The 22,713-nt window shown below is 33.9% G+C and carries 20 protein-coding genes and 1 tRNA gene; 11 read left to right on the forward strand and 10 right to left on the reverse strand.

Annotated elements, in window-relative coordinates:
- The first annotated feature begins 2 nt into the window (after window positions 1-2).
- The 6 genes from ACHRV3_RS05120 to ACHRV3_RS05145 all read left to right on the forward strand — a co-directional run bounded on the left by ACHRV3_RS05120 (window position 3) and on the right by ACHRV3_RS05145 (window position 5,416).
- The gene (locus ACHRV3_RS05120) at window positions 3-695 is read left to right on the forward strand and encodes an outer membrane lipoprotein carrier protein LolA (protein ID WP_395433553.1); all 693 of its coding nucleotides are present in this window, start codon (window positions 3-5) and stop codon (window positions 693-695) included.
- An 8-nt stretch (window positions 696-703) separates the two neighbouring features.
- Window positions 704-2,158: an LptF/LptG family permease gene (locus tag ACHRV3_RS05125; RefSeq protein ID WP_395433554.1), complete on the forward strand. Its 1,455-nt coding sequence runs from the start codon at window positions 704-706 to the stop codon at window positions 2,156-2,158.
- Window positions 2,159-2,160: 2 nt separating this feature from the next.
- Window positions 2,161-3,294: a 3,4-dihydroxy-2-butanone-4-phosphate synthase gene (gene ribB, locus ACHRV3_RS05130; RefSeq protein ID WP_047778201.1), complete on the forward strand. Its 1,134-nt coding sequence runs from the start codon at window positions 2,161-2,163 to the stop codon at window positions 3,292-3,294.
- A 3-nt stretch (window positions 3,295-3,297) separates the two neighbouring features.
- Complete coding sequence (locus ACHRV3_RS05135) at window positions 3,298-3,696, forward strand: acyl-CoA thioesterase (protein ID WP_047778199.1); 399 nt, start codon at window positions 3,298-3,300, stop codon at window positions 3,694-3,696.
- Window positions 3,697-3,847: 151 nt separating this feature from the next.
- Window positions 3,848-3,935: transfer RNA gene (locus ACHRV3_RS05140), tRNA-Ser, on the forward strand.
- Window positions 3,936-4,195: 260 nt separating this feature from the next.
- A complete protein-coding gene (locus ACHRV3_RS05145; RefSeq protein WP_291285254.1) occupies window positions 4,196-5,416 on the forward strand; it encodes a site-specific integrase in 1,221 nt (406 codons plus the stop codon).
- A gap of 125 nt (window positions 5,417-5,541) precedes the next feature.
- On the opposite strand, the gene ACHRV3_RS05150 is transcribed toward ACHRV3_RS05145, so the two are convergent.
- From ACHRV3_RS05150 to ACHRV3_RS05170, 5 genes are read right to left on the reverse strand one after another with little or no spacing between them, the layout of a single operon-like run.
- A complete protein-coding gene (locus ACHRV3_RS05150; RefSeq protein ID WP_065450762.1) occupies window positions 5,542-5,832 on the reverse strand; it encodes a helix-turn-helix domain-containing protein in 291 nt (96 codons plus the stop codon).
- Between the two features lie 39 nt (window positions 5,833-5,871).
- Window positions 5,872-6,309, reverse strand: a complete 438-nt coding sequence (locus ACHRV3_RS05155; protein WP_291285255.1) for a hypothetical protein — start codon at window positions 6,307-6,309, stop codon at window positions 5,872-5,874.
- 42 nt (window positions 6,310-6,351) lie between these two features.
- Window positions 6,352-6,636 carry a hypothetical protein gene (locus tag ACHRV3_RS05160; protein ID WP_291285256.1) on the reverse strand — a complete coding sequence of 95 codons (285 nt, stop codon included), beginning with the start codon at window positions 6,634-6,636 and terminating at the stop codon, window positions 6,352-6,354.
- 14 nt (window positions 6,637-6,650) lie between these two features.
- Entirely contained in the window at window positions 6,651-7,709 is a 1,059-nt protein-coding gene (locus tag ACHRV3_RS05165) for a hypothetical protein (protein ID WP_291285257.1), read from the reverse strand.
- Between the two features lie 6 nt (window positions 7,710-7,715).
- Complete coding sequence (locus ACHRV3_RS05170) at window positions 7,716-8,513, reverse strand: hypothetical protein (protein WP_291285258.1); 798 nt, start codon at window positions 8,511-8,513, stop codon at window positions 7,716-7,718.
- Between the two features lie 59 nt (window positions 8,514-8,572).
- Between ACHRV3_RS05170 and ACHRV3_RS05175 the strand changes: the two genes are divergently transcribed.
- Window positions 8,573-9,058, forward strand: a complete 486-nt coding sequence (locus tag ACHRV3_RS05175; protein WP_395433556.1) for an alpha/beta hydrolase family protein — start codon at window positions 8,573-8,575, stop codon at window positions 9,056-9,058.
- 57 nt (window positions 9,059-9,115) lie between these two features.
- Here ACHRV3_RS05175 and ACHRV3_RS05180 read toward each other — a convergent pair whose 3' ends face one another.
- The 3 genes from ACHRV3_RS05180 to ACHRV3_RS05190 all read right to left on the reverse strand — a co-directional run bounded on the left by ACHRV3_RS05180 (window position 9,116) and on the right by ACHRV3_RS05190 (window position 11,541).
- Complete coding sequence (locus tag ACHRV3_RS05180) at window positions 9,116-9,412, reverse strand: DUF6520 family protein (protein WP_072974240.1); 297 nt, start codon at window positions 9,410-9,412, stop codon at window positions 9,116-9,118.
- A gap of 86 nt (window positions 9,413-9,498) precedes the next feature.
- Window positions 9,499-11,013 (reverse strand): MauE/DoxX family redox-associated membrane protein, encoded by a 1,515-nt coding sequence (locus ACHRV3_RS05185; protein ID WP_291285300.1) that lies wholly within the window; start codon window positions 11,011-11,013, stop codon window positions 9,499-9,501.
- Window positions 11,014-11,250: 237 nt separating this feature from the next.
- Entirely contained in the window at window positions 11,251-11,541 is a 291-nt protein-coding gene (locus ACHRV3_RS05190; RefSeq protein ID WP_366045962.1) for a hypothetical protein, read from the reverse strand.
- Window positions 11,542-12,178: 637 nt separating this feature from the next.
- Between ACHRV3_RS05190 and ACHRV3_RS05195 the strand changes: the two genes are divergently transcribed.
- Genes ACHRV3_RS05195 through ACHRV3_RS05210 form a run of 4 tightly spaced genes read left to right on the forward strand, consistent with a single transcriptional unit; the run spans window position 12,179 to window position 16,847 of the window.
- Window positions 12,179-12,574: a plasmid mobilization protein gene (locus ACHRV3_RS05195; protein WP_291285301.1), complete on the forward strand. Its 396-nt coding sequence runs from the start codon at window positions 12,179-12,181 to the stop codon at window positions 12,572-12,574.
- Window positions 12,559-13,863 carry a relaxase/mobilization nuclease domain-containing protein gene (locus tag ACHRV3_RS05200; protein ID WP_395433557.1) on the forward strand — a complete coding sequence of 435 codons (1,305 nt, stop codon included), beginning with the start codon at window positions 12,559-12,561 and terminating at the stop codon, window positions 13,861-13,863. Before ACHRV3_RS05195 ends, ACHRV3_RS05200 begins: the two co-directional genes overlap by 16 nt.
- Window positions 13,864-13,880: 17 nt before the next feature.
- Window positions 13,881-15,863, forward strand: coding sequence for a conjugal transfer protein MobC (gene mobC / locus ACHRV3_RS05205; protein ID WP_291285302.1), 1,983 nt, complete (start codon window positions 13,881-13,883; stop codon window positions 15,861-15,863).
- 21 nt (window positions 15,864-15,884) lie between these two features.
- On the forward strand, window positions 15,885-16,847 hold the full coding sequence (locus tag ACHRV3_RS05210) for a YhcG family protein (protein WP_291285303.1): 963 nt from the start codon (window positions 15,885-15,887) through the stop codon (window positions 16,845-16,847).
- Window positions 16,848-16,876: 29 nt separating this feature from the next.
- On the opposite strand, the gene ACHRV3_RS05215 is transcribed toward ACHRV3_RS05210, so the two are convergent.
- Both ACHRV3_RS05215 and avs2 read right to left on the reverse strand, forming a co-directional pair.
- A complete protein-coding gene (locus tag ACHRV3_RS05215; protein ID WP_291285304.1) occupies window positions 16,877-17,977 on the reverse strand; it encodes a hypothetical protein in 1,101 nt (366 codons plus the stop codon).
- A complete protein-coding gene (gene avs2, locus ACHRV3_RS05220; protein ID WP_291285305.1) occupies window positions 17,964-22,676 on the reverse strand; it encodes an AVAST type 2 anti-phage system protein Avs2 in 4,713 nt (1,570 codons plus the stop codon). The genes ACHRV3_RS05215 and avs2 overlap by 14 nt, the downstream gene beginning before the upstream one ends.
- Window positions 22,677-22,713 lie beyond the last annotated feature (37 nt).

The following is a 22,713-nucleotide window of genomic DNA, read 5'->3' on the forward strand; positions in this document are numbered from 1 at the left end:
TCATGAAAACTAAAATTCAGGAAATCCACAACAACTCTATCAAAAGCACGACTAAAAAGTATTTTCAAATGGCATTTATATTGCTTTTGAGCTTCACTTCTATGCAGGCTCAGGATAAAAAAGCCAAAGATTTATTGAATCAGGTGACGGCTAAAATAAAAAGCTACAACAATATTGCTATTGATTTTAAATATTCTTTGAACAACGCAAAAGAAAACATCAATCAGGACAGTAAAGGAAATGTAATCATGAAAGGCAATCAATATGTATTAAACTTCATGGGTGTTACTAAAATCTTTGACGGGCAAAAAACGTACACTATTGTTCCGGAAGATGAAGAAGTGACCATTTCTAAAGTAAACGAAAAAGACGATAATGCAATTACACCGTCAAAAATGCTTACTTTCTTTAATTCAGGTTATAAATACAACATGGATATTGTTCAGAATGTTAAAGGCAGAAAAATTCAATACGTAAAATTAGCTCCAACTAATACAAAAGATCAAAGAAAAGAGATTCTTTTAGGGATTGATGTGCAAACAAAACACATCTACAATTTAATTGAAACCGGAAAAAATGGAACAAAAACCACTTTGACCGTTAATTCTTTTAAAACCAACCAACCTTTATCAAAAAATCAATTTACATTTGTAGCGAGCAAATATCCAAAATACTACATCAACAAATTAGACTAATTACAAGGTTGAAAATTTTAGACAAATACTTACTAAAAACATTCTTAGTTACATTTACTACGGTATTTGTAATTCTTTTTTTCATATTCATTCTCCAAACGGTCTGGCTCTTTATTTCGGAACTTGCCGGTAAAGACTTGGACTTGATATTGGTTGTGAAATTCCTTCTTTTCTCGATGCCTCGAATAATACCATTGGTTTTACCGCTATCGGTTTTATTGGCATCCATTATGACTTTTGGTAACCTGGCAGAGAATTACGAGTTTGCTGCTATGAAATCCTCAGGGATATCCTTACAAAGAGCCATGCGGGTTTTGATAATTTTCATCTGTTTCCTAAGTATTATTGCGTTTTGGTTCGCCAACAGTGTGATCCCTTATGCGGAATATAAATTTGTCAATTTCCGAAAAAACATCGCTCAGGCCAAACCGGCCATGGCAATTGCCGAAGGTCAGTTTAATGATGTTGGAACGTACAATATTAAAGTAAATAAAAAATCCGGTGAAAATGGCAACATTTTGACCGGAGTTACTATTCACGAAAAAACCAATAATTATGGTGAAAACAAAACTGTAATTAAAGCAAAAGACGGTGAACTAATCAGTAACGAAAAATCCAGTATATTAAAACTCGTCTTAAATGACGGTTATTACTATCAGGATGTAACGCCAAAAGATTACGAAGACCGTGCGAAATTACCTTTCATTAAGGGAAAATTTAAAAAGCAAATCATCAATATAGACTTATCCGAACTGAACAAAACGGATGACGATCAGGAAAACGTGGGAAGCACCTACGGCATGCTGAACGTTAATGAATTAAGCTATACTTTAGACTCCCTGAACAAGAATCTAAACAATGAAATCATCTCTTTTTCAGAAAACATCAATCAACGTGTAGGGATCAAAACGTCTCCTAAACCGTTAAAAGCGGAAAAAAAGAAAAAACCATTACCGAACAATCTTTTGTCTTTATATACCAATAAAGAGAAATCAGACATTCTAAAAATGGCTGCCAGTAATGTGACGAGCAATATTTACGCTATCGACTCGACTCAAAAAGATTTAAAAGACAAACAAAGAGATATCAACAAACACATGACTGCTTTATATGAAAAGTTTGTCATTGCTTTTGCCTGCTTCTTAATGTTTTTTATTGGCGCTCCTTTAGGTGCCATTATCCGAAAAGGTGGACTTGGTCTGCCAATTGTATTTGCCGTTTTGATTTTTATCACCTTTCACTTTATCAACACCTTTGGAAAAAGACTGTCTCAAGAAGGCGGAATGACTCCGTTTGTTGGTTCATGGATGTCATCATTCATCTTATTGCCGTTGGCCGTACTGCTTACCTACCGTGCGACAAATGACAATGGATTAATCAATTTTGACGCAATTACAACTCCTATTTCACAACTATTTCAAAAAATTTCTGAACGGTTTTTCCCTGTTCAAAATAAACAATAACTATGTCAACAACTAAAATACAATTGAATACCATTGAAGAAGCTATAGAAGATATTCGTCAAGGTAAAGTAATCATTGTAGTCGATGATGAAGATCGTGAGAACGAAGGTGATTTTTTGGCTGCAGCCGAAAAAGTAACTCCGGAAATGATCAATTTTATGGCAACTCACGGACGTGGATTAATTTGTACGCCTCTTACGGAAAGCCGTTGCAAAGAACTTGATTTGCGCGCCATGGTTAGCAACAATACCGATCATATGGAAACTGCTTTTACGGTTTCTGTCGATTTAAAAGGAAATGGCGTTACCACAGGAATTTCTGCCGCCGACCGATCTAAAACCGTTCAAGCCTTGGTTGATCCTAACACCAAACCACACGAACTTGCGCGCCCTGGCCATATTTTTCCATTAGTAGCCAAACAAGGTGGTGTTTTAAGAAGAACCGGACATACGGAAGCTGCAATTGACTTTGCAAGACTTGCGGGTTTTAAATCTGCCGGTGTTATCTGCGAAATCTTAAACGAGGACGGAACAATGGCCCGTTTACCTCAACTAATAAAAGTGGCTAAAAAATTCGATTTGAAATTAGTTTCAATTGAAGATCTAGTCGCCTACAGAATGCAACACGACAGTCTGATCGTTAAAAAAGAAGATTTTGACATTGAGACTCGTTTTGGAACTTTTAGATTAAGAGCTTACGAGCAAACCACAAACAAACAAATTCATATTGCTTTAACCAAAGGAACCTGGAATCTTGGAGAAACGATTCTGACCAGAATAAATTCTTCACAAGTTAACAATGACTTACTTGGTACGCTCACTAACAATGCTGAGCAACAGTTAGACGATATGTTTAAAGTGATCAATGAAAACGAAAAAGGTGCGGTTATCTTTATCAATCAGGATATGCAGGCCGTAAATTTATTGAACAGAATTCAAGAGCTTAAGACACTACAGGCTGAAGGAACAATGAAAGCGCCAAAAGTAATTATCGACAGTAAAGATTACGGAATTGGAGCTCAAATTCTTCATGATATTGACATTTCTAAAATTAGATTGGTATCGAATACCGAACAAACCAAACGTGTCGGAATGATTGGTTATGGTCTTGAAATCACCGAATACGTAAGCTATTAATATATGGGGACATTAGAAGAAAGAATTGCAAAATCGGAAACTCATATTTTTAAAGCCGTTTTTCCTAGTACGACGAATCATTATGACACTTTATTTGGAGGCACTGCCCTGCAGCTCATGGATGAAGTTTCGTTTATTTGTGCCACTCGTTTTAGTCGAAAAAAAGTAGTAACGATCTCCACAGGTCAAATTGACTTCAAAAAAGCAATCCCGGCCGGAACTTTAATCGAATTGGTTGCCAAAGTAATTAGTGTCGGAACAACAAGTTGTAAAATTCACGTGGATATTTTCATGGAACAAATGTATTCAGAGCTCCGCGAAAGTGTTGTTTCAGGAACATTTTCGTTTGTTGCGGTTGATGAAAACAAAAAACCGGTAGCTATTTTAGACCACCTGGCATAAAAAAAGTAAAAATTATCTTTTCGTAAATACTGATACTTAAACACTTAAAATAACAGTAAAAAAAAGTTTAAAAAAAGTGCTTCAAAAGTTTTTATAATCGAAAAAGCACACTATATTTGCACTCGCAATCAGCTAATGAAAGCGACATACTGGAGAAATGGCAGAGCGGTCGAATGCGGCAGTCTTGAAAACTGTTGACTGTAACAGGTCCGGGGGTTCGAATCCCTCTTTCTCCGCCAGTAGAAGTTTCAAAAGAAACTTTAAAAGTCAAAAGCCTTTAAATACAAGTATTTAAAGGCTTTTTCGTTTTTTGTCACTTGTCAAAAAACACATATATTATCTAAGTACAGTGACCCTATGAGTGACCCCTATTTTTTTTTGCAAAAAAAAGCAAAAAAAGGGTCACTAAAAAAAGTGAATTGCCCGGGAATTCCCTGAAAACACTACAAACTTTCAGCTATTTTAAATCAATTTGATTATTAATTTAAAATTGTGAGTTATGTTAAAAGTAATTTTTTATCTCAAAGCAGGTAAATTCAACAAAAATGGAGAATCTCCAATTTATGCCCGCATTTCGTACAAGAAGCAATCCATAACGATGGCGGCGGGTAAATCGATCTTAAAAGAAAGATGGCAATTTACTGACAACCTAAGAAGTGTTCTAAAACTTGAAAAAGAAAAGGTTATTAAGAATGCCCTGGATCTTTTTCTTCTTGGTATGGAGAAGAAGTTCAATGAACTTCTTAAAATTGATCAGGATTTTTCATTGCAATTACTCAAAGATGAATTTAAAGGAGAAACAGCAGTAAAAGAAGATTGTGTAAGCATAATCGAAATTATGAACAGGCATAATGAGTTCTTTAAAAGAAAGGTTGATGCCGGAGAGCGATCAAAGGCTTCCTACCAGAAATATGAACGTGCAAAAGATTTGCTTGTCACATTTATGACAAAACAGTATGGAATACAAGATATTTCTTTGCCAGAAGTGAACAGTGCCTATGTTTACAATCTTGAGGCATTTCTTAAATATGACAGCAGCTTTAAAGGCAAAACAGGCATTCAAAATAACTCGGTAGTCAAATACATGCGTATGTACAAAACAGCATGTAAATACAGCATCAGAATGGGTATAATAGACAAAGACCCTTTTAATGTTTATGATGGTAAACTGCATGTCACAGATGCTGTATTTCTTACTCAGGAAGAATTAAACTTAATTGAAAACAAGAAGTTTTCAGTTAAACGCCTAGAAAAGGTTAAAGATGTTTTTCTGTTTAGCTGTTATACGGGATATGCACCTGTAGATGCCGCTAACCTTACATCCAATAACATATCTTCGGATGGAAATGATAACCTTTGGATTATGACCAATAGGGCAAAAACAGCAATTAGGGCAAATGTCCCTATCCTTCCTCCCACCTTGGCGATTATTAATAAATACAGAAACATGCAAATTGGACTGATCCCAAATTTATCTAATCAAAAAATGAATGCTTATCTAAAGGAAATTGCTGATTTGTGCGGTATCGATAAACACCTCACTTGGTATGTAGCGAGACATACGTTTGCAACAACCGTGACTTTAGGTAATGGAATAAGAATAGAGAATGTTTCAGCAATGATGGGACATACTAATATTAAACAGACCCAGCATTATGCTAAGGTACTGGATATGAATATCATGGAAGATATGTCAAAATTAAAACAAAAGTACACCTGAACAATTAGCCAGTTAAACACTGACTAGACTACTATTACAAAGGCAAAAGAATTCACAATTGAATCCTTTTGCCTTTGTATTGAAATAGAATCTTATCTTACTTGTAGAAGTACAATCAATAATAATCACGGTTCGTTTTCGCTAAGTATTTTTTCTATTTTGCTTGATTCATACAAGTAAATATCACCTAATTTAGTATAAGGAAGTATACCCGTTTGACGGTATTTTATAATTGTATTATTTGAGAGTCCGAATATTTTCTTTAAATCTTCATTTCTATAATATCGTAAACTGTCTTTTGTATTGTTTCCTTTTATTTTTGAATCGATTTTTTCTAGTCTGGCATATAAAGGATCTAGCAATTGTTTGATTGCTACTATATAGGACATTTTAGTTTTGTTATCTTCTTTAGACATAATAGTTAATTTTTAGTATTGCATTTTAAGTGATACAGATTACCAGCAAATTAATTTTTCTCTCCGTTTTTCAAGTATAACAATAATAGTCTCAAGAAATCTTATTTGCTTGTCTTTATAGGTAAATCCTTTTGACTCAGAAAACTGTTTACTTATAGTATCTATGTTTGTTTGAAGCCCTGAATCTCCTATATATGTAAAATTATTTTCTATAAAAAGCTGAATTTTGCTTCTATTACACTTCTGATTAAGGTCATCAAAAAATAAAATTTTCTCATCCATAAGAATATAAAAAAGTTGTGCCAAATCGCTCTTGTTGAAATTAGAACTGCACTTCTCTTGTGCTAAGGCATTAAGTGACGAATTCCTTTTACTAAGGTTAGGTTTATTTTTTTCTAAAAACCTTTCTATTTCTTGCATCCTCCCATACAATTTTGAAACCGCATCGGGAAGTTCTTCAAAAGCAAACTTCTTCATAACATAAACTTTTTTTGCAATTTTACTTCTATATCAATGTCACTAAGAATTGAAATAAATCGTACTCCTTTGGTTTCTATTGCGTTTTGGAAGATAACTTATATAACCATACTCATTTAGTTCACGCATGCATTTATGGTATGTTACAGGCCCGGTTATCTTCGCTAACTTCATGATTTCATACCTATAGACCTCAATAGGATTAACAAAACCCTTTTGCGTCCTAAATTGAAGCAATGCCGCATATATACCAATATGAGTGATACTAATACGGTAATCTTTTTCTATTGCCTTAAAGAAATCAGATAAAGGTTTTAATGTTTTCATTATTTCCTAGATTATCAGCTTACACGCATACCATTTCTTGTGGAATGGTTCACCTGTTGACTCTCATTTGTCTTTTGCTGCTGTTTTACTGTTTCCATTGTTTTATTCCCCAATGCCGTTGATAGCGTAATTTTTCTTGAGTGCTCGTCATAAATATTTATCGATTTAAATTGAGGATTGGCTTCAATATAAAACCGATGTTCATTTCCATTTTTAATCAAGGTTACAGGCAGCCTGTTTCCTTGTTTTAAAGCATCCTTTAATTTATCTGCTTGAGTTTTATTTGATAATTCCTTTAAAGGAAGTTGTTGTACGGCTTTTTCAAGATCGTAACCATACCCGGAATGAAATTCTTTGATTCTATGATTGCCACTAGCATCTTTGTCGTTAAGATCTAGTTGTATCCAAGTTTTTTCCTTTTGAACCGCTCGCCCTGCCAATAAATTATAAGCCTGTGTTGTGTCAACAGAATTTTCTTGCTCAACTTTGAAGTACTGATTCCTGTTTTCTTCAGGTTTTAACTCATTATGCAAACTAGCTTTATAACCCTCAAATTGATACTGTCCGCTTTGGTCTTTAACAAAGGACAACTCATGATCCAGTCGTTCTTTTTCGTTGACGTAATAGGAAACCGGAATAGTAAATTGCTGGTGACCTTGTTTGATTTGCTGATCAATTTGATTTGATAAATCTATAAAACCAATACGCTGCACTTGATTGCACAGCGCTTGGTTATTCTTCTGCTCTTCTTTTACATCCTTACGCACTGCAATTTGATCTATAAGCGGTGCGACAACTAGTTTACGAATGAGTCTTACCAATAAATTAGGATAAAGCTGTTTTAGAATCTTGTCCTTTTCCTGCTTGAGCATCTGCAAAGCAAAACGTTCCTCAATATTTTTGCTGCCCTTATACTTTGTTCCAATTCGCTCGTAATGATGCAGCTTTTCTTTGATCAGTGACCTATTATTGGAAAGATTAAAATTAAACAGTTTACTAAAACGCTCTTCCCTGGAGCGCCACTGGTTCAATTCCATCTCTACTCTGTTTACGGGAAGTTGTTCGTTCATCATTATTGATTACATGGATTGACTTTTCTTTTTCTTCTTAGCTTCCTTTGGCACTTCTGGTCCATCATCATCAGTAGTTTGGTTTTGCTTTTTACTGCCTTGTTTTTCAGAAGTTTGCTGGCTTTCGGATTGCTTTTCTTCTTTAGACTTACGATTATCAATGCGCTGCAAATTGCTGTCATATACATTAATTGTCTTGAATTGTGGGCTGGCTTCAATATACTGCTTAATCTCATTTCCTTCTTTTTGGAAAGTAGCGGATTGCAGGTTTCCCTTTTTCAAAGAATTTATCAAGTCTTCTTTATATTTTGGGGTTTCCAGTTCTTTAATCGGATGTTTGGAGAGTGTTGCTTCTAAATCATAGCCGTAATTCTGATGGTAATGGTTTAGCTTAAAGTTTCCATTAGATTCGGACTGTTTAAAATCGATTTGAAGCCAAACGTTGTAAATTTCTCCCTCCTTGTTGGTAAGATCTTTGTTTACTGATCTGCCTTCCATAAGATTGTAAGCTTCTTTCATGGTGATGTTGCTGCCTTTATTGATATAAAAGGTTTGCTCCAAATTTTCTTTGGAATTCTCTTTTTGCAATTCCACTTTATAAGAATTAAAGAAATACATATCGCTTTCTTTTGACTTATTGAAATTTAATGTAGCTGCAGCAGTATCATTACCATATTGCGTATTATGTGTCAAAGTGAAATTAGGTTCTTCTTTCTGCATTTTTTCTTTTAATTCAGATTCAAGCATTTCACCGAATCCCGTATACTTAATCTGATCTCTTAAGTATTCAAAATTTTTCTCGTTCATGATTTCAATTTTTAATTATTAAATAGTTTATAGTTTGGGAAGTACAGTCACCTGGGCTTATGGGACATTCTTTCGGCGGATATGAGACCGCTTTTACTATTACACAGACCCCTATGTTTGCTGCTGCAATTGCCAGTGGGGCGATAACGGACCTGATAAGCCTTTATTATTCTGTCGGCAGATCTGGAAATCCGGAAATGTGGCGCTTTGAGAGCGAACAATGGAATATGGGTGGATCTCCACATGATATACCATCAAGCTATCATGCTAATTCACCTCTTCCAAATGCTGTAAATATTCAATCACCTCTACTGCTGTGGAGTGGTAAAAATGACAAGCAGGTAGACATACACCAGAGTTTAGAATTTTACCTGGCAATGCGCCGATTAAAGAAAAAAAGCATCATGCTTTTATATGCTGATGAAGGTCATGTTTTTACAAAACCAGACAATCAAAAAGACATTACGATACGCATGATGGAATGGTTTAATTACTTCTTGAAGGATGATCATTCCTATTCTTGGATTAACAAAGGAGTACAATAGAAATTTAAATAGGAATGCAGTCCCAAATGGGACTGCATTCTTCCATGAAAACGAAAATTACTGACCATTTACAACACGATATAAAGGTTGAACACAATTGTTTTGGTCATCTTTTTCATAAGCAACAGGACCTGATGTTACGTTAAGACGACATAGCTGCGGCTTTTGAATGTTAGAGCAATCTATTGGTTCTTCTTCAGTACAGTCTCCATTTGAATCAGGAAAGTATCCTGGTCGGATGGCAAGGGTATCTGCTTTTGGCGAACTCTGCATGGAGGTAGTTGCAAAAGCGCCTGCCATTGCCAATAATACGGCAGCCACAGGCATTCCATTTTTTAAAAATAAACTTTTCATAATATTAAAATTTAAAATTATAATTTGATCTACTTTTTCTACAGGTTTCGATCTGTTTCCTGTCAACAGCGCTGGTAAATTTTTAATTATTGAATTTCATTCTTAATTATTTTTTTTAGTTCATAAACCACAAGATCATTCCCAATTATAGCATACAAATGCGTATCAGTTGCTGCAAAAGAATTAAGGACTTTGCTCGAAGTATGGAAGATAGGAAAACTGAGCAGATATGTATTGTTTTTTAGATTGTATACGTCTATAATAAAGGATTTATCCCATAACTTTTTATTCTCATACCTGCCCTTTACCCTGGAATGCACGAAGAGCAGATTGCCGACTACTGCGGCATTAGCATTTACTACGAATGATGGCGTGGACATTGCATATTGTTTTCCATCCCTGAGGAGTGAAACCTTTAAATTTGGATGGCTTATAGTATCAATGGTATGTCCTCTGGTGATAAGTTTTCCGTTTTTTTCAGCGGTCATAAATTCATTGCGGTAATAGTATAGGTAGACAATTTTCTTTGCCGCTTCACTGTACAGAAGCGTTCCATCAGTATCAAAAATGCCATCATTGCGGCTCTGCAGAAGTTCTCTGCTATATGTTGTTTTTTGTTCGGCGTCAGCATTATAAATCCCCAAAACATTTGCCAGTTTTTTTGAATTGTTTGATCTGAATACCGCCATGCTGCTGTCAATTGGGACTATCCTTGTAAAGTAAGGAACTGAGTTTAATTCTCTAGTGATGGTCCAGTTTTTCATATCTCCTCTAAGGAGCACAGGAACATTCCCATCCGATAAATAAAAATAGGGTTCTCTGACACTTATCGTAATTGATTGGAAGGGGATTTTTTTTACATCGAAATACAGTTTATCTAATTTTTTGTTCTTTAGATTTTGGTCCATTGAAAGTACATACATTGGATATTGATAGTTTCCAAGATAGATCCTGTTATTTGCAAAACCGGCAATATAATATGAATGATGTTTTAAATCTATTGTATTTGAAAACTCAGCTGGATGATTTGGATATGTTCTTATAAAAGGGTTGTTATGATGTATGATATTTTCAGAGGAAAGAAATAAAATAAACACAATCAGTATACTGCCAACAATAATTCCAATTGTTAATTTAACCGTTCTGGTGCCTGTTGTAGATGCAGTAGCATTAATGTTGGTTTGTTTTTCTAGCACAATTGCAAAAAGGGCCAGGACAATAAATATACAATTGAAAATCAAGTGCATATTCCAGCTCATTTTCTCTAAAATCCCTCCGCAGGAACAGGGAATAAAAGAACTGAAATTTAGAATTATAAAAATATAAGCAGAAAACATTGTCATCAAACCCATTGCAGCATACAAACCTATTGATTGCAATTTGGGTACTAGCAGTGCTGCAGCGATTAATAGTTCAATACTAATTACCAGCCACGAAATCCACGAGGCATATATACTTAATAATGGAGACTGACCAAGCTGCACTTCAAAATTCTCAAAATTCAATAATTTACTTACTGCTGCATAAACAAAAAGAATTGTATACAAGAGACAAATGATCTCCGCAATTACTTTTTTACTATGTAAATTTAATTTTTTCATCTTTACAGATTTTGAAAATCATTCCTGTTTCAAATTCTAGAAAGGATATCTTAACTTGAAGTTTTACTAATTAGAATTTGATAAGACAAAATTACAGTGACCTCTGCAATAAACTGTTACCGAAAACAAGCCAAGATTTTTCAAAAACAATCAATTATAGTTAAAAAAATAAAAAAAGACATTACTAAACTATTTTGTTTAGCAATGCCTTGATTAAATAATGCAATTCAAAGAAAATTACTTACCCGTTTCACTCAACGTGTTTAGTTTTTCACTAAGTTCAATCAGTCCGGCTTTTTGTAAACATTCATCTCCAAAGAATCTTAAATCCTGAAGATTTTCATCTGGGATACTCATCAAGAGAATTGAGGGTTTGTCATTATCCTTAGCAGATAATCCACGTTCAATAACATGGTTTAATAATAATACATTTTTTCGTGAAATTTTCAAATCAATCTTCACTACATCATTCATGCCTGGGATACTAAGTACAGTATCAAAAACCTTGGCCACATCATTTGTTGTCATAATCTTCACGGTTTTAATTAATAATTTATTTCTACAAAGGTATAAAGCCAGTCTTAAAGTGTCATGGACATAATATGTCCATCATAGGTAAAATCCATTTCGCTTACTTAATTTTGTCTCTGAAATAAAAAGGAAAGGTTAAAATTGAGCAACCAAAAACCTTCCCTAAAACAGTCAGGATTTTGCTGTTTTAAAATTGGTTTATTGCTTTGAAAGAGCACGTTTTTCAATCTAAGATTCGGACCACAAATTGGCACAATTGCTACCCAGTTATAATAGTTCTGAATTTTATGCAGTGTGCACTTTCCTTGAGTTCTAAAATAAAATGAAACAGATTTTATAAAAAGATATTGAAATTTTAATGACTTAATGAATACAGCATTGAATTTACGGAATACCACAATAAGTACAGCAAATAGTATAAAAGAAGTCTGTAAAAGAGAAATTTAAGTTTTGAGTATTTTGGAAACATAGGAATATCCGAAAGACATTTAAACTATCAGCAGGATTGCAACGTTCCTGCAATCGGCAAGATGTCCTGTTGTTAAACAACAGCCTTCTTGCTGCTCTACACTCGGGACTCGTTAGCAGTGATACTGGAAGAATAAAAAGAGCTTGATAATAATGAAAAAGAGAGATGATGAAAAGAGAAAATTCAAACAGAACACGCATTGTCGGGTTACGGTTTACACCCGAAGAGTATGAAAAAATTGAGAAAAAATGGAAAGCGAGTACTTGCCGCAAGCTTAGCGATTACATTCGCAGGCACCTATTTGGCAAATCTATAAACACCACTTACAGGAATCAGTCTTTGGATGATATGATCCATGAAATGACCCAGTTGTTCAGGCAATTAAATGGGATTGGAAACAACTTCAATCAGGCAGTAAAAAAACTGCATACACTAAATCAGATTCCGGAATTCAAGGTATGGATTATAAGCGCTGAACTGGATAAAAAAATCCTTTTTGACAAGATGGATGAAATCAAAAATTACATCCAGAAAATCTCGGAAAGATGGTTGCGATCATAAAGACCGGACATTCCCTTCATAAGGTTTTTTATTACAATGAAAACAAAGTAAAAGAGCGTGTGGCAGAATGTATAGGCGCCGGAAATTATCCGATTGATGTTGATAAAATGGGACCTACTGTAAAACTGAACCGATTTTTAAAACAGCTGCAACTAAATGAAAATGTAAAGCGAAACAGTGTTCATATTTCGATCAACTTTGATCCGTCAGAAAATTATTCCAAGGAAAAATTAATGGCTATCGCTGATTCGTATATGGAAAAAATCGGTTTTGGTGAGCAGCCTTATCTCGTATATCAGCATCACGATTCCGGGCATGCGCACATCCATCTGGTCTCCATAAATGTTCAGAGGGATGGTACACGAATTGATATGCAAAATATTGGTAAAAACCGATCTGAACCGGCAAGAAAAGAAATCGAAGAACGCTTTGGACTTGTTAAGGCTCAAGGGAATAAAAATAGTCCGGATTTTCACCTGAAGCCAATCATTTCAGGAAAGGTTCAATACGGTAGAAGCGAATCAAAAAAGGCTATTACAAATGTACTGGATCAGGTGCTTTCATCGTACAAATATACCAGCCTTCCACAGCTCAATGCCGTACTCAAACAATACAATGTTTTAGCAGACCCAGGGAATGAAGATTCAAGAATGTTTAAGGCAAAAGGATTAATGTACAGGATACTCGATGAAAATGGAAAACCTATTGGTGTACCCATAAAAGCCAGTCTTTTTTACAACAAGCCTACACTGAAATTTTTAGAAGAAAAATTCGCATCCAATACCAAAAATCAAGTCTCAGATATAAGAAGGGTGAAAAACGCCATTGATATGGCATTTTTAAGAACAAAAATATCAATAAGAGAATTAGTTCAACTACTGGAAAAAGAGGGTATCAATACTGTTTTTAGAAAAAACGCAGAAGGTTTACTTTACGGTATTACCTACGTTGACCATACCACAAAATGTGTTTTTAATGGAAGTACACTCGGTAAACAATATAGTGCCAAAGCAATACAGGAAAGATGTACGTCAATTAATCAGGAAGAACAAAAAATGCCAAATTTGGTTGGTGAAAAATTACACGAAATCAAATTTGAAACACCGAAATCGGAAATAGTTGCAGCACTGTTTGGAGATGATTTCAGGGATAACAAGTATGTAGGATCCAGTACTATAATGGGCCAATTAGCAGAGATGCTCACACAAGCTGAACAGACATCTAATTACCTTCCATACGAGCTGAAAAACAAAAAGAAAAAAAGAAGAGGACAGTCTAATAATCGATAAAACTTAAAATTATGGCTATGCAGACAGGAGAAAACGAACAGGCACTGAGAAAGATCTTGGATATGACAAGACTCATCAGTATTATTATTTTAGTAATCCATTTTTATTATTACTGTTATGCAGCGTTTCGGGAGTGGCATCTGGTCAGTGGGTTCAGTGATAAAATTATAGGTAATATTTACAATACAGGACTATTTAGTAATTTTCATAAGTCCAAACTCTTTGCACTGGGATTTTTAATAATCTCACTGCTTGGAGTTAAAGGGAGAAAAGATGAAAAACTGAATTACAAAACAGCTTTTGCTTATATAATTACCGGGATTCTGATTTACTTTATAAGTTATCTTTCACTATACCTGAAAATAGAATTAATGTTGGCAGCTATTGTCTACATGGCCATAACTTCCAGTGGCTTTCTTCTGATGCTTTCCGGCGGTACATTATTATCGCGTATTATAAAAAACAGGTTAAACAGCAAGGATATTTTTAACAACGAAAATGAAACTTTCCCCCAGGAAGAAAGGTTCTTGGAAAATGAATATTCCATCAACCTTCCCGCTCGATACCATTTAAAGGATAAGATAAGGGACAGTTGGATAAACATTATTAATCCTTTTCGGGGACTGCTGGTTTCCGGCACACCAGGATCTGGGAAATCTTATTTCGTCATACGCCATGTCATTACCCAGCACATCCGTAAACAATTCACCATGTTTGTCTATGATTTCAAGTTTGATGATCTGACCAGAATTGTCTATAATACCTGGCTTAAATACAAGCATCTCTATCCGGTTTTGCCTCAGTTCTATGTCATTAATTTTGATGACCTGACCCGGACAAATCGTTGTAATCCTTTAGAGCCATCTGGTATGAGTGACATTACGGATGCTTCAGAATCAGCGCGTACTATTTTGCTCGGACTCAACAGGGAATGGATCAAAAGACAGGGCGATTTTTTTGTAGAATCTCCGATTAATTTTCTATCAGCTATAATATGGTATTTACGAAAATACAAAGACGGCGAATTCTGTACGCTTCCCCATGTAATTGAACTAATGCAGGAAGATTACGATAGTCTCTTTACCCTGCTCAGAACCGAAAAAGAAATAGAAGTACTTATTAATCCTTTTGTGAATGCCTACCTAAATAATGTTATGGACCAGTTGGAGGGGCAAATTGCTTCGGCAAAAATTGCCATGGCACGGCTTTCCTCTCCACAATTGTATTATGTTTTATCTGGTAGCGATTTTACATTGGATATCAATAATCCGGATGAACCGAAGATTGTCTGCATGGGCAATAATCCGCAGAAAATCCAGATATATGGAGCTGTATTATCATTATATGTTAACCGATTGGTAAAACAAGTGAACAAAAAAAACAAGCAGAAAAGCAGTCTGATATTCGATGAATTTCCAACTATCTACCTCAACAATATGGACAGTTTGATCGCTACTGCTAGAAGCAACAAAGTAGCAACTTGTCTGGGTATCCAAGATTTTAGCCAGCTGCGTAAAGATTATGGACGAGAACAGGCGGATGTTATTATGAATATTGTTGGGAACGTAGTCAGCGGACAGGTTACAGGTGATACAGCTAAACAATTATCAGAGCGTTTTGGAAAAATTATGCAGGATAGGGAAAGCCTTTCCATCAATAGCGGAGATACTTCTATAAGCCGGTCCAAACAATTGGAATCTGCTGTACCTCCGTCCAAAATTTCCGGACTTAGTTCCGGTGAGTTTGTTGGTATGGTAGCCGATGATCCTGATTGTAAAATAGAACTTAAAACCTTTCATTCTGAAATAGTAAATGACCATGAAGCATTGAAAAAAGAAAAGGATGATTACATCGATATCCCTGTCATTCGAAAAGTCGACAATTCAATGGTGCTGCGCAATTATCTGCAAATAAAAAAAGACATCAAGGATATCATTTATGCTGAAAAAGAACGACTATTAAATGATCCTGAATTGATGAATTTAGTGATTAAGAAGTGATAAAAATTAAACTTAGAAATAATGACACAGAAACAATTTACCGATATTATTCAATTAATAAAGCAATCCAGATCAAATGCTATTACAGTAGTTAATACTGAAATGATTAATCTTTACTGGAATATTGGGCAGTACATTCACAATCGTATTGAAACAGCAGATTGGGGAAAATCAGTTGTAAAAGAACTGGCTGATTTTTTACAGAAAAGTGAACCTGATTTAAAAGGATTTTCGGACAAGAATCTTTGGAGAATGAAACAGTTTTATCAAACATACAAAGCTTTTCCAAAACTCTCAGCACTGCTGAGAGAAATCAGCTGGACTAACAATCTTATCATTTTAAGCAGGACCAAATCAATCGAAGAACAGGAATTTTATTTGCGGCTTTCAAGTCAGGAGAAATTTAGTTCAAGAGAATTAGAAAGGCAGATAAACAGTGGCGTTTTTGAAAGAACAATTATTGGAAATTCAAAAGTCTCATCAATGATGAGAGAATTACATCCCGATATCAAAAATACTTTTAAGGACAGCTATATATTTGATTTTTTAAACCTTTCTGAATCCTATAGCGAGAGTGATTTACAAAAGGGATTGATCAATCAAATGAAAAATTTTATACTTGAGTTAGGCAAAGATTTTTTATTTATAGAAGAAGAATATAAAGTTCAGGTAGGTCATAGTGATTTTTATATTGATCTGGTTTTTTATCATAGAGGCTTACAGTGTTTGGTAGCATTTGAATTAAAATCAGATAAGTTTAAACCTGAACATCTCGGACAGTTGAATTTTTATCTCGAAGCATTGGATCGGGATGTGAAAAAGCAGAATGAAAACCCAAGTATTGGTATTTTATTATGCAAAGATCAGGATCATACCGTTGTAGAATACGCTTTAAGCAGAAGTCTATCTCCAACGATGGTTGCGGAATATAAAATTCAACTGCCAGACAAAAAACTATTAACACAAAAGCTGACCGATCTTTAATTAATTTTTAACAACCGTATTATAAACTGCTATAATTCAAACTCATAATACTCTCCCTCTGTAAGATAATGGACATCAAAATTCCATTTTTCAAAAACACTATCTTCATCTGATTTAAATATTCCACGCAGTATTTCATTATCGTATGTAAAATAGAATTTATAATGTGAGTTTATGGACCTATTTTTATTTCTTATTATCCTTGCCATTGATTCTTTAGTAGGTAAATAATCTTTGTTAATTCCATTAACACTCATTAAATAATTCTCGCAGTCAATAAGATCATAAAGTTCATTAGAGTTATTTGCCTTACTTCCATGATGGGTTACTTTAACCAAATTACATTTAATTTTATTATTTTTAGAATACCCCATTGTTTTTAGACTCCTTACTACATCTGAAGGATGTGAATCCGCAAGCCACAAAATTTTCTTTCCTTTAAAAATAGTCAAGACACTAATACTACTACCATTTTCAACAGATGTATCTTCAGTCCAAAAATCAAGATTAAAATCGTCTAACCTCATATTATAGTCATATTCTTTAGGTTTCTTGGCCTCACTGATTTCGCTAGATTCATTTTTTTGAAGTGGAACTATTGGTAAACGATACTTCTCCCGAAGTTTATTAATTTTTCCAACTGATGGTGTGAGCACCTTAAATTCCATGCCAAAAATAATGGGAAGGGTAATTTCAGATGTTATGTCAAAGTTTTTAATTTTTCCTTTCTGATTCAAATAATTATAGAGTTGGTCACCCTGATCAATACTTTTTATTTCACTAATTTTTTTTTCATCAGAAACGACTTTTAAAGCAGGATATATTCTCGGGGGGTTATAATACCATTCTTGAACAATATCAGTAAATTCTCCTCTTTTAATTGTAGTAAGATATTTTATTACGCCTCCAATATGATCATCATGAATATGAGAAATGAGCCACATATCAATGATTTCTTTATTGGTAATAAGTTCTTTGATTTCATTAGAGAGAATATGGTTAAAGGTTCGTTCATATCCAGAGTCAATAAAAATATTATGATTTTGGTTATCATCTCCTTTAAAAGTAATTCGTGAAGCATCTCCGCACTCTGCTTGGTAAAAATATATTTTCATTTTAGTCTCTTTCATACATTAGCATTTCTCCTTTAACAGTACCGTTTTCAAGTGAGAAAACACCGCATGGAACTCCGAAATCATAATCCTGATTTCCCAAATCCGAAATTTTTTCGCCAAGTATGGTCCAGATTATTTCAAGATTGTTTTTACTTAGAAATTCAACAAGTTTATCTTTGCGAATCAGAACCCCTTTAGGATTGATGTTTGTCACAACTAAATCTCCATTTGAATCTATAAAATCTCCATCGTTGGATGCGTACTGCAATCCTAATCCTTCAAATAAAGTTTGACATGGAATGTTGTATTCAAAATTTGCATCAGATTTATCATTTTCCATGCTTCCTTTTGCTGATGTTGTAGCAACAATAACTTTATAGTCAGTGTCCCGAATAAATTCCCATTTAGGCTCTTGTCCTTCATCAAAATAAGCTGGCGACCAAAACTTTTCTCGATTGATTAAACGGCTTATTGTACCATGATTTTCAGGCATCCAAAGTCCGAAAAAATTTTTATCCGACAAGTATGTTACGATTTCTCGTTTATCTTTCTTTTTTACCAAATATGCCTGAATCAAATATTCTATATGTTTGTGGGGAGAAAAATATTTATCTTCTCCTAGGCTCTTGGGTTGTCTCCATCCAATATAATGCTCTAAATGTAACCACTCAACACCCTCAGGATCTTTTTTGACAATGACATCTTTACCCATTGGCAAGTCTTCAATTTGGAATGCCCATATATTAGAAGGAACGTTCCAATGCGTGTATGTAGGTTCTCCCCACCACTTTTTCTCATTGTAAATAATCCCAAGGTCATCTTCTATATTATCCTCATTGATGTTTAAGCTTGTATAAGCAGGATCTATATTTCGGATATAAAGCTGCCAGGCTCCGTTATAATAATTAGGTTTTCTAGAACCCCATCTTTTTTTCATTTCATAATTATCCACTATAATTGAAAGAATTTCATAAAAAGCAATCCATTGGTATTTTTTACCAATACGTTCAACTTTATTGTTATGTCGATTATTATAACTACCGGCTCCAGAGTCAAACTCACCATGTAAATCTTTTTTATAGCCTAGCTTAAATACTCGTTGCACAATCCAATATTTGATAGGAGCTGTAGAAAATAAAGACATGTTCCTATACTTTATTTTTATTTTAATTTGCATGTATGGAATTCCTATTCTATCTAACCATATTCTTTGTTCTGTAGCAAAAGTACCAAGGGCATTCTCTTGAAAATCTTCCAAAAATTTAATTTTTTCAGCTAATTCTTTTTCACTTTCAGAAAATTCAGAAGTAAAATTTCTATCGCGTTTTTCACTACAGAAAAAAATTAATTCGATATTTTGTGAAATCATTTTAAGTATTTTTTTTTCACTTTTATTTAGCGATTTAGAAAAATTTTTCATTTCTTCATCTGCATTCTTTTTTAAAGGGGAAAATGAACTTAAAGCTGTATTCACAATTTTATTACCGAAATCACCGCTTATCACTGAATGATAAATTTGATTAAAAGAATTCTTGTACTGGATTTTTTCAGTCTTCTTATTGTACGGAATCTCATATTTTTGAGTTTCTTTCTTGGTTGGGAAAAATGGAACATTACTCTGATACGGCGGACGTACTAATGTCATATCAAAATTTAAGTTTGTTTTTCTATAAAAAGCATACTCACATATGTTTCTTGCATAATCAAGGAGTAATATATTTCTGGGCGGTTTGCCATTTTTAAAAATAGAAGAATAGGTATATTTTGATATTTCTGAAATCGATTCCTTTTGCGCCGTCCGGAGTATACAGCCGTAAGCAACAGCATAAAGTCTTTCCAGTATATACATATCGTTAGTTCGCCTAAATACTTTTAATGTAGAAATTAATGCTTGCGGTTGATTCTCTAGAAGATTGACCATGGCCTTCGTTGTTTTATCGCGAAGTTCCACACAGGTACTTGCTAAAACCCAGGATAAGCTTTGAGCTGTAAGTCGTGTTGTTTCATAATCCAAATTTGGAGAAATATTTTTTGTCCAAGCCCAGTCAATTAAGCGTCTAATAGGAAAAGCACTACCATAATCGTCATTACCTCCGAAACCCAAAAGATATGATTGCCAGAAACTATCCCGTTCTGACATTGTATACTTTTTTAGACCATGGTGCAAGCGGTCACTATTTAATGGATGCCCAGGGATGGCAGTGAACTCTAGTAATTTATGAATCCAATCATCATTATCTACCAAAAAATCGTCACTTGATAACCAATAGTTTAATTTTTCAGAATTAATACTATCAATTGCTCTCCAAGTGAGACTTTTAAGAAAATAATTACTTATCATGTGGGTATGATTACGATAAGTATCAAGTTGTTTTTCTTCATCAATCATCCAGTTAAAAACTTCAAAAATCTCAATTTCATATTTTTCGGGGAGTAAAACTGCTATAGCCTCGATGATTCCATTATTATAGTACTTATCAAATAGTATGGCAAGAGGAGTATTTTTTTCAAATGCTGGAACTATTTGTTCTTTTGATTTGTAAGGTTTTAATAATTCTTCCGCAATATAAAAATCTCCAAATCTTTCATAGGCAAAATAGATTGTCTCTTCATGTTTATCTCTTACAGAGTTATAATTCATATTCTTTGTAAGTACATTTTCTTGGATTAAATCATGTAATAAATTAGGAAACCTTGAAAATTCTTTATCAAAAAATTCTACAGCTTCTTGTAAGAAGAGAATTCTTTTTCCTTTTTCAAAACACAGGGCAGCTATTTTGTTAATCGCTTCTCTAACAAGAGTTGTACGGTTAGCATATTCAATTTTTGCTAGTAATTTGATATTTATTGATGTAATATACATATCAAATACCTCTTTTATTCCATGAAATCCTAACGGAAAAGCTTTATCTGCTGACTCTTTTACGCCAATACAGACTAGCTGTAGAAACAGAGGATTGGTAAATTCTGGAGCAAGAATTGGAAATGTTGGCTGTTTGAGCCCAAAGAAGTTGCAAAATAATTTTAAGGCTGCATATTCATTACCTCTAAAACCCTCATGTGTTAGAAATGTTATTTCTTCGTTTTTACGAGTACTTTCCGGTATTACAAATTTAAAATAGGTTGAGCGGACTGTTAATACAAGTCCTATAAAAGGGTAGGTAGAAATTTCTTTTATAAATCCTGCAAGATTATCTGTCCATAAATCAGATGTTTTACTTTCGTTCACAGCATCAATAAGGATAAGAACTCGGGAATTTATCTGAGCACCGATATCATTAAGACTGGTTAAAAAATCTTTAAAACTGCACTGAAGATCAAGCTTTTCAAGAATATTCGCAGATATGCTTTTAGTACTAGTAAAATTCTGTCCCAGTAATAGAATTGTTGGGATATCTTTTTTTATCCTCTCATTTGCTACATCTCCCAATAGATGCGATTTACCACAACCTGCTTCACCTTTTATAATAAGAAAAGGGTTGTTTGCAAGTCTGATATCGATATCATTCTCTAACCGTCCTAAAAAAGTATTATTATCCCTACGCATTTCCCACAGTCTTTCAATTTCAGCACTATATGGTTCTCGATAATTGTATTCTTTTTTTATATTTTTTATTTCACTTTCTTTTTGTCTTCTAAGTTGATACAACTGATCTGTTTTGTCATTTGTTAGTTCATTAAATGTATTGATTTCAATAAGAATCCATTCTGGATCAAAGATTTCATCTGCTTTGAATTCAATGTCCGATAGCCATTGTTTAACTTTCTGACGAAATGCTACAAGTTTTTTTTCTATTTCGCCTACATGCTCATTTTCAAATAGAGTATGGTAACTTTTTTCACTAATCCAGTCGTCGAAAATTTTGAATGTTCTTGATTTGAAATTCTGATCTTTTGAAATGTCATTAAATTTGAGTGCTATAGGTAATCTGAAATTTAGTTTTTCATTAAATCTAGGACCTAAATTTTCAATAGCTAATTCTACTTTTTGCTTGAAAAATGAAGGTGTCAACCCTTGTCCTCCCATAAATGAAAATGTGATCGGTGGAAAATAACAGTTATTAAGAAGTTCATTAAGAGTATCCAAATATTGACAATAAATAACTTTTCCCATATCCTCGGGTCTAAAACGAGTAAAAATCCCAAAAAGATATATTTCATCGTTTGCTTCTAGAAAAACTCCACTACCTGAAAAACCTTCTGTTGCCCATGAGTTATAATCTTCATGCAGCTGTAATTGAAATTTATGAACTTCCGTCATCTCTTGTTTCCAAGTCGGGAAAATCACATCTAATTCTTTACCCTGAGTAGCATTTGGAAATCCTTTAACAGCAAATTGATTAAAGGACTGTCTATGGTTTACACATAATATCTTAGGTATTAGCCCTATATAGGATTCTAATTCACTCTTATCAAAAACAAGTACAGCAACATCTTTATCAGCATCTTTAAAAACTAATCGGTTATCGATTGTTTTGGTTGTACTGTAATACGAGTTATTTTTGGAATTGTAAAAATCAATATTTATTTCTTCTAAAGGTTCTTGAAACCCATCTCCGTCTTGGAATAAGCAATGTGCAGCGGTCAAAATATATACCAAGTCCTTTAATTGGTCGTTATAATATACAATTCCTGATCCTATGCAGTTACCTGTTACTCTATTTGTAAGTCTTATTGTAAGATTAGATATAATTTTATCGTTAGTATTTTTCATTCTTAATTAACTTTTTAAATTTTACTGTCACTCTCTT

This window comes from Flavobacterium sp. FlaQc-49 (genome assembly GCF_044005985.1).
GTDB lineage: Bacteria > Bacteroidota > Bacteroidia > Flavobacteriales > Flavobacteriaceae > Flavobacterium > Flavobacterium cupriresistens.

Coding starts and splice junctions, on each gene's coding strand:
- ACHRV3_RS05120 (WP_395433553.1), top strand. CDS start 3: ATGAAAACTAAAATTCAGGAAATCCACAACAACTCTATCAAAAGCACG.
- ribB (WP_047778201.1), top strand. CDS start 2,161: ATGTCAACAACTAAAATACAATTGAATACCATTGAAGAAGCTATAGAA.
- ACHRV3_RS05135 (WP_047778199.1), top strand. CDS start 3,298: ATGGGGACATTAGAAGAAAGAATTGCAAAATCGGAAACTCATATTTTT.
- ACHRV3_RS05145 (WP_291285254.1), top strand. CDS start 4,196: ATGTTAAAAGTAATTTTTTATCTCAAAGCAGGTAAATTCAACAAAAAT.
- ACHRV3_RS05150 (WP_065450762.1), bottom strand. CDS start 5,832: ATGTCTAAAGAAGATAACAAAACTAAAATGTCCTATATAGTAGCAATC.
- ACHRV3_RS05155 (WP_291285255.1), bottom strand. CDS start 6,309: ATGAAGAAGTTTGCTTTTGAAGAACTTCCCGATGCGGTTTCAAAATTG.
- ACHRV3_RS05160 (WP_291285256.1), bottom strand. CDS start 6,636: ATGAAAACATTAAAACCTTTATCTGATTTCTTTAAGGCAATAGAAAAA.
- ACHRV3_RS05165 (WP_291285257.1), bottom strand. CDS start 7,709: ATGATGAACGAACAACTTCCCGTAAACAGAGTAGAGATGGAATTGAAC.
- ACHRV3_RS05170 (WP_291285258.1), bottom strand. CDS start 8,513: ATGAACGAGAAAAATTTTGAATACTTAAGAGATCAGATTAAGTATACG.
- ACHRV3_RS05175 (WP_395433556.1), top strand. CDS start 8,573: ATGGGACATTCTTTCGGCGGATATGAGACCGCTTTTACTATTACACAG.
- ACHRV3_RS05180 (WP_072974240.1), bottom strand. CDS start 9,412: ATGAAAAGTTTATTTTTAAAAAATGGAATGCCTGTGGCTGCCGTATTA.
- ACHRV3_RS05185 (WP_291285300.1), bottom strand. CDS start 11,013: ATGAAAAAATTAAATTTACATAGTAAAAAAGTAATTGCGGAGATCATT.
- ACHRV3_RS05190 (WP_366045962.1), bottom strand. CDS start 11,541: ATGACAACAAATGATGTGGCCAAGGTTTTTGATACTGTACTTAGTATC.
- ACHRV3_RS05195 (WP_291285301.1), top strand. CDS start 12,179: ATGATGAAAAGAGAAAATTCAAACAGAACACGCATTGTCGGGTTACGG.
- ACHRV3_RS05200 (WP_395433557.1), top strand. CDS start 12,559: ATGGTTGCGATCATAAAGACCGGACATTCCCTTCATAAGGTTTTTTAT.
- mobC (WP_291285302.1), top strand. CDS start 13,881: ATGCAGACAGGAGAAAACGAACAGGCACTGAGAAAGATCTTGGATATG.
- ACHRV3_RS05210 (WP_291285303.1), top strand. CDS start 15,885: ATGACACAGAAACAATTTACCGATATTATTCAATTAATAAAGCAATCC.
- ACHRV3_RS05215 (WP_291285304.1), bottom strand. CDS start 17,977: ATGAAAGAGACTAAAATGAAAATATATTTTTACCAAGCAGAGTGCGGA.
- avs2 (WP_291285305.1), bottom strand. CDS start 22,676: ATGAAAAATACTAACGATAAAATTATATCTAATCTTACAATAAGACTT.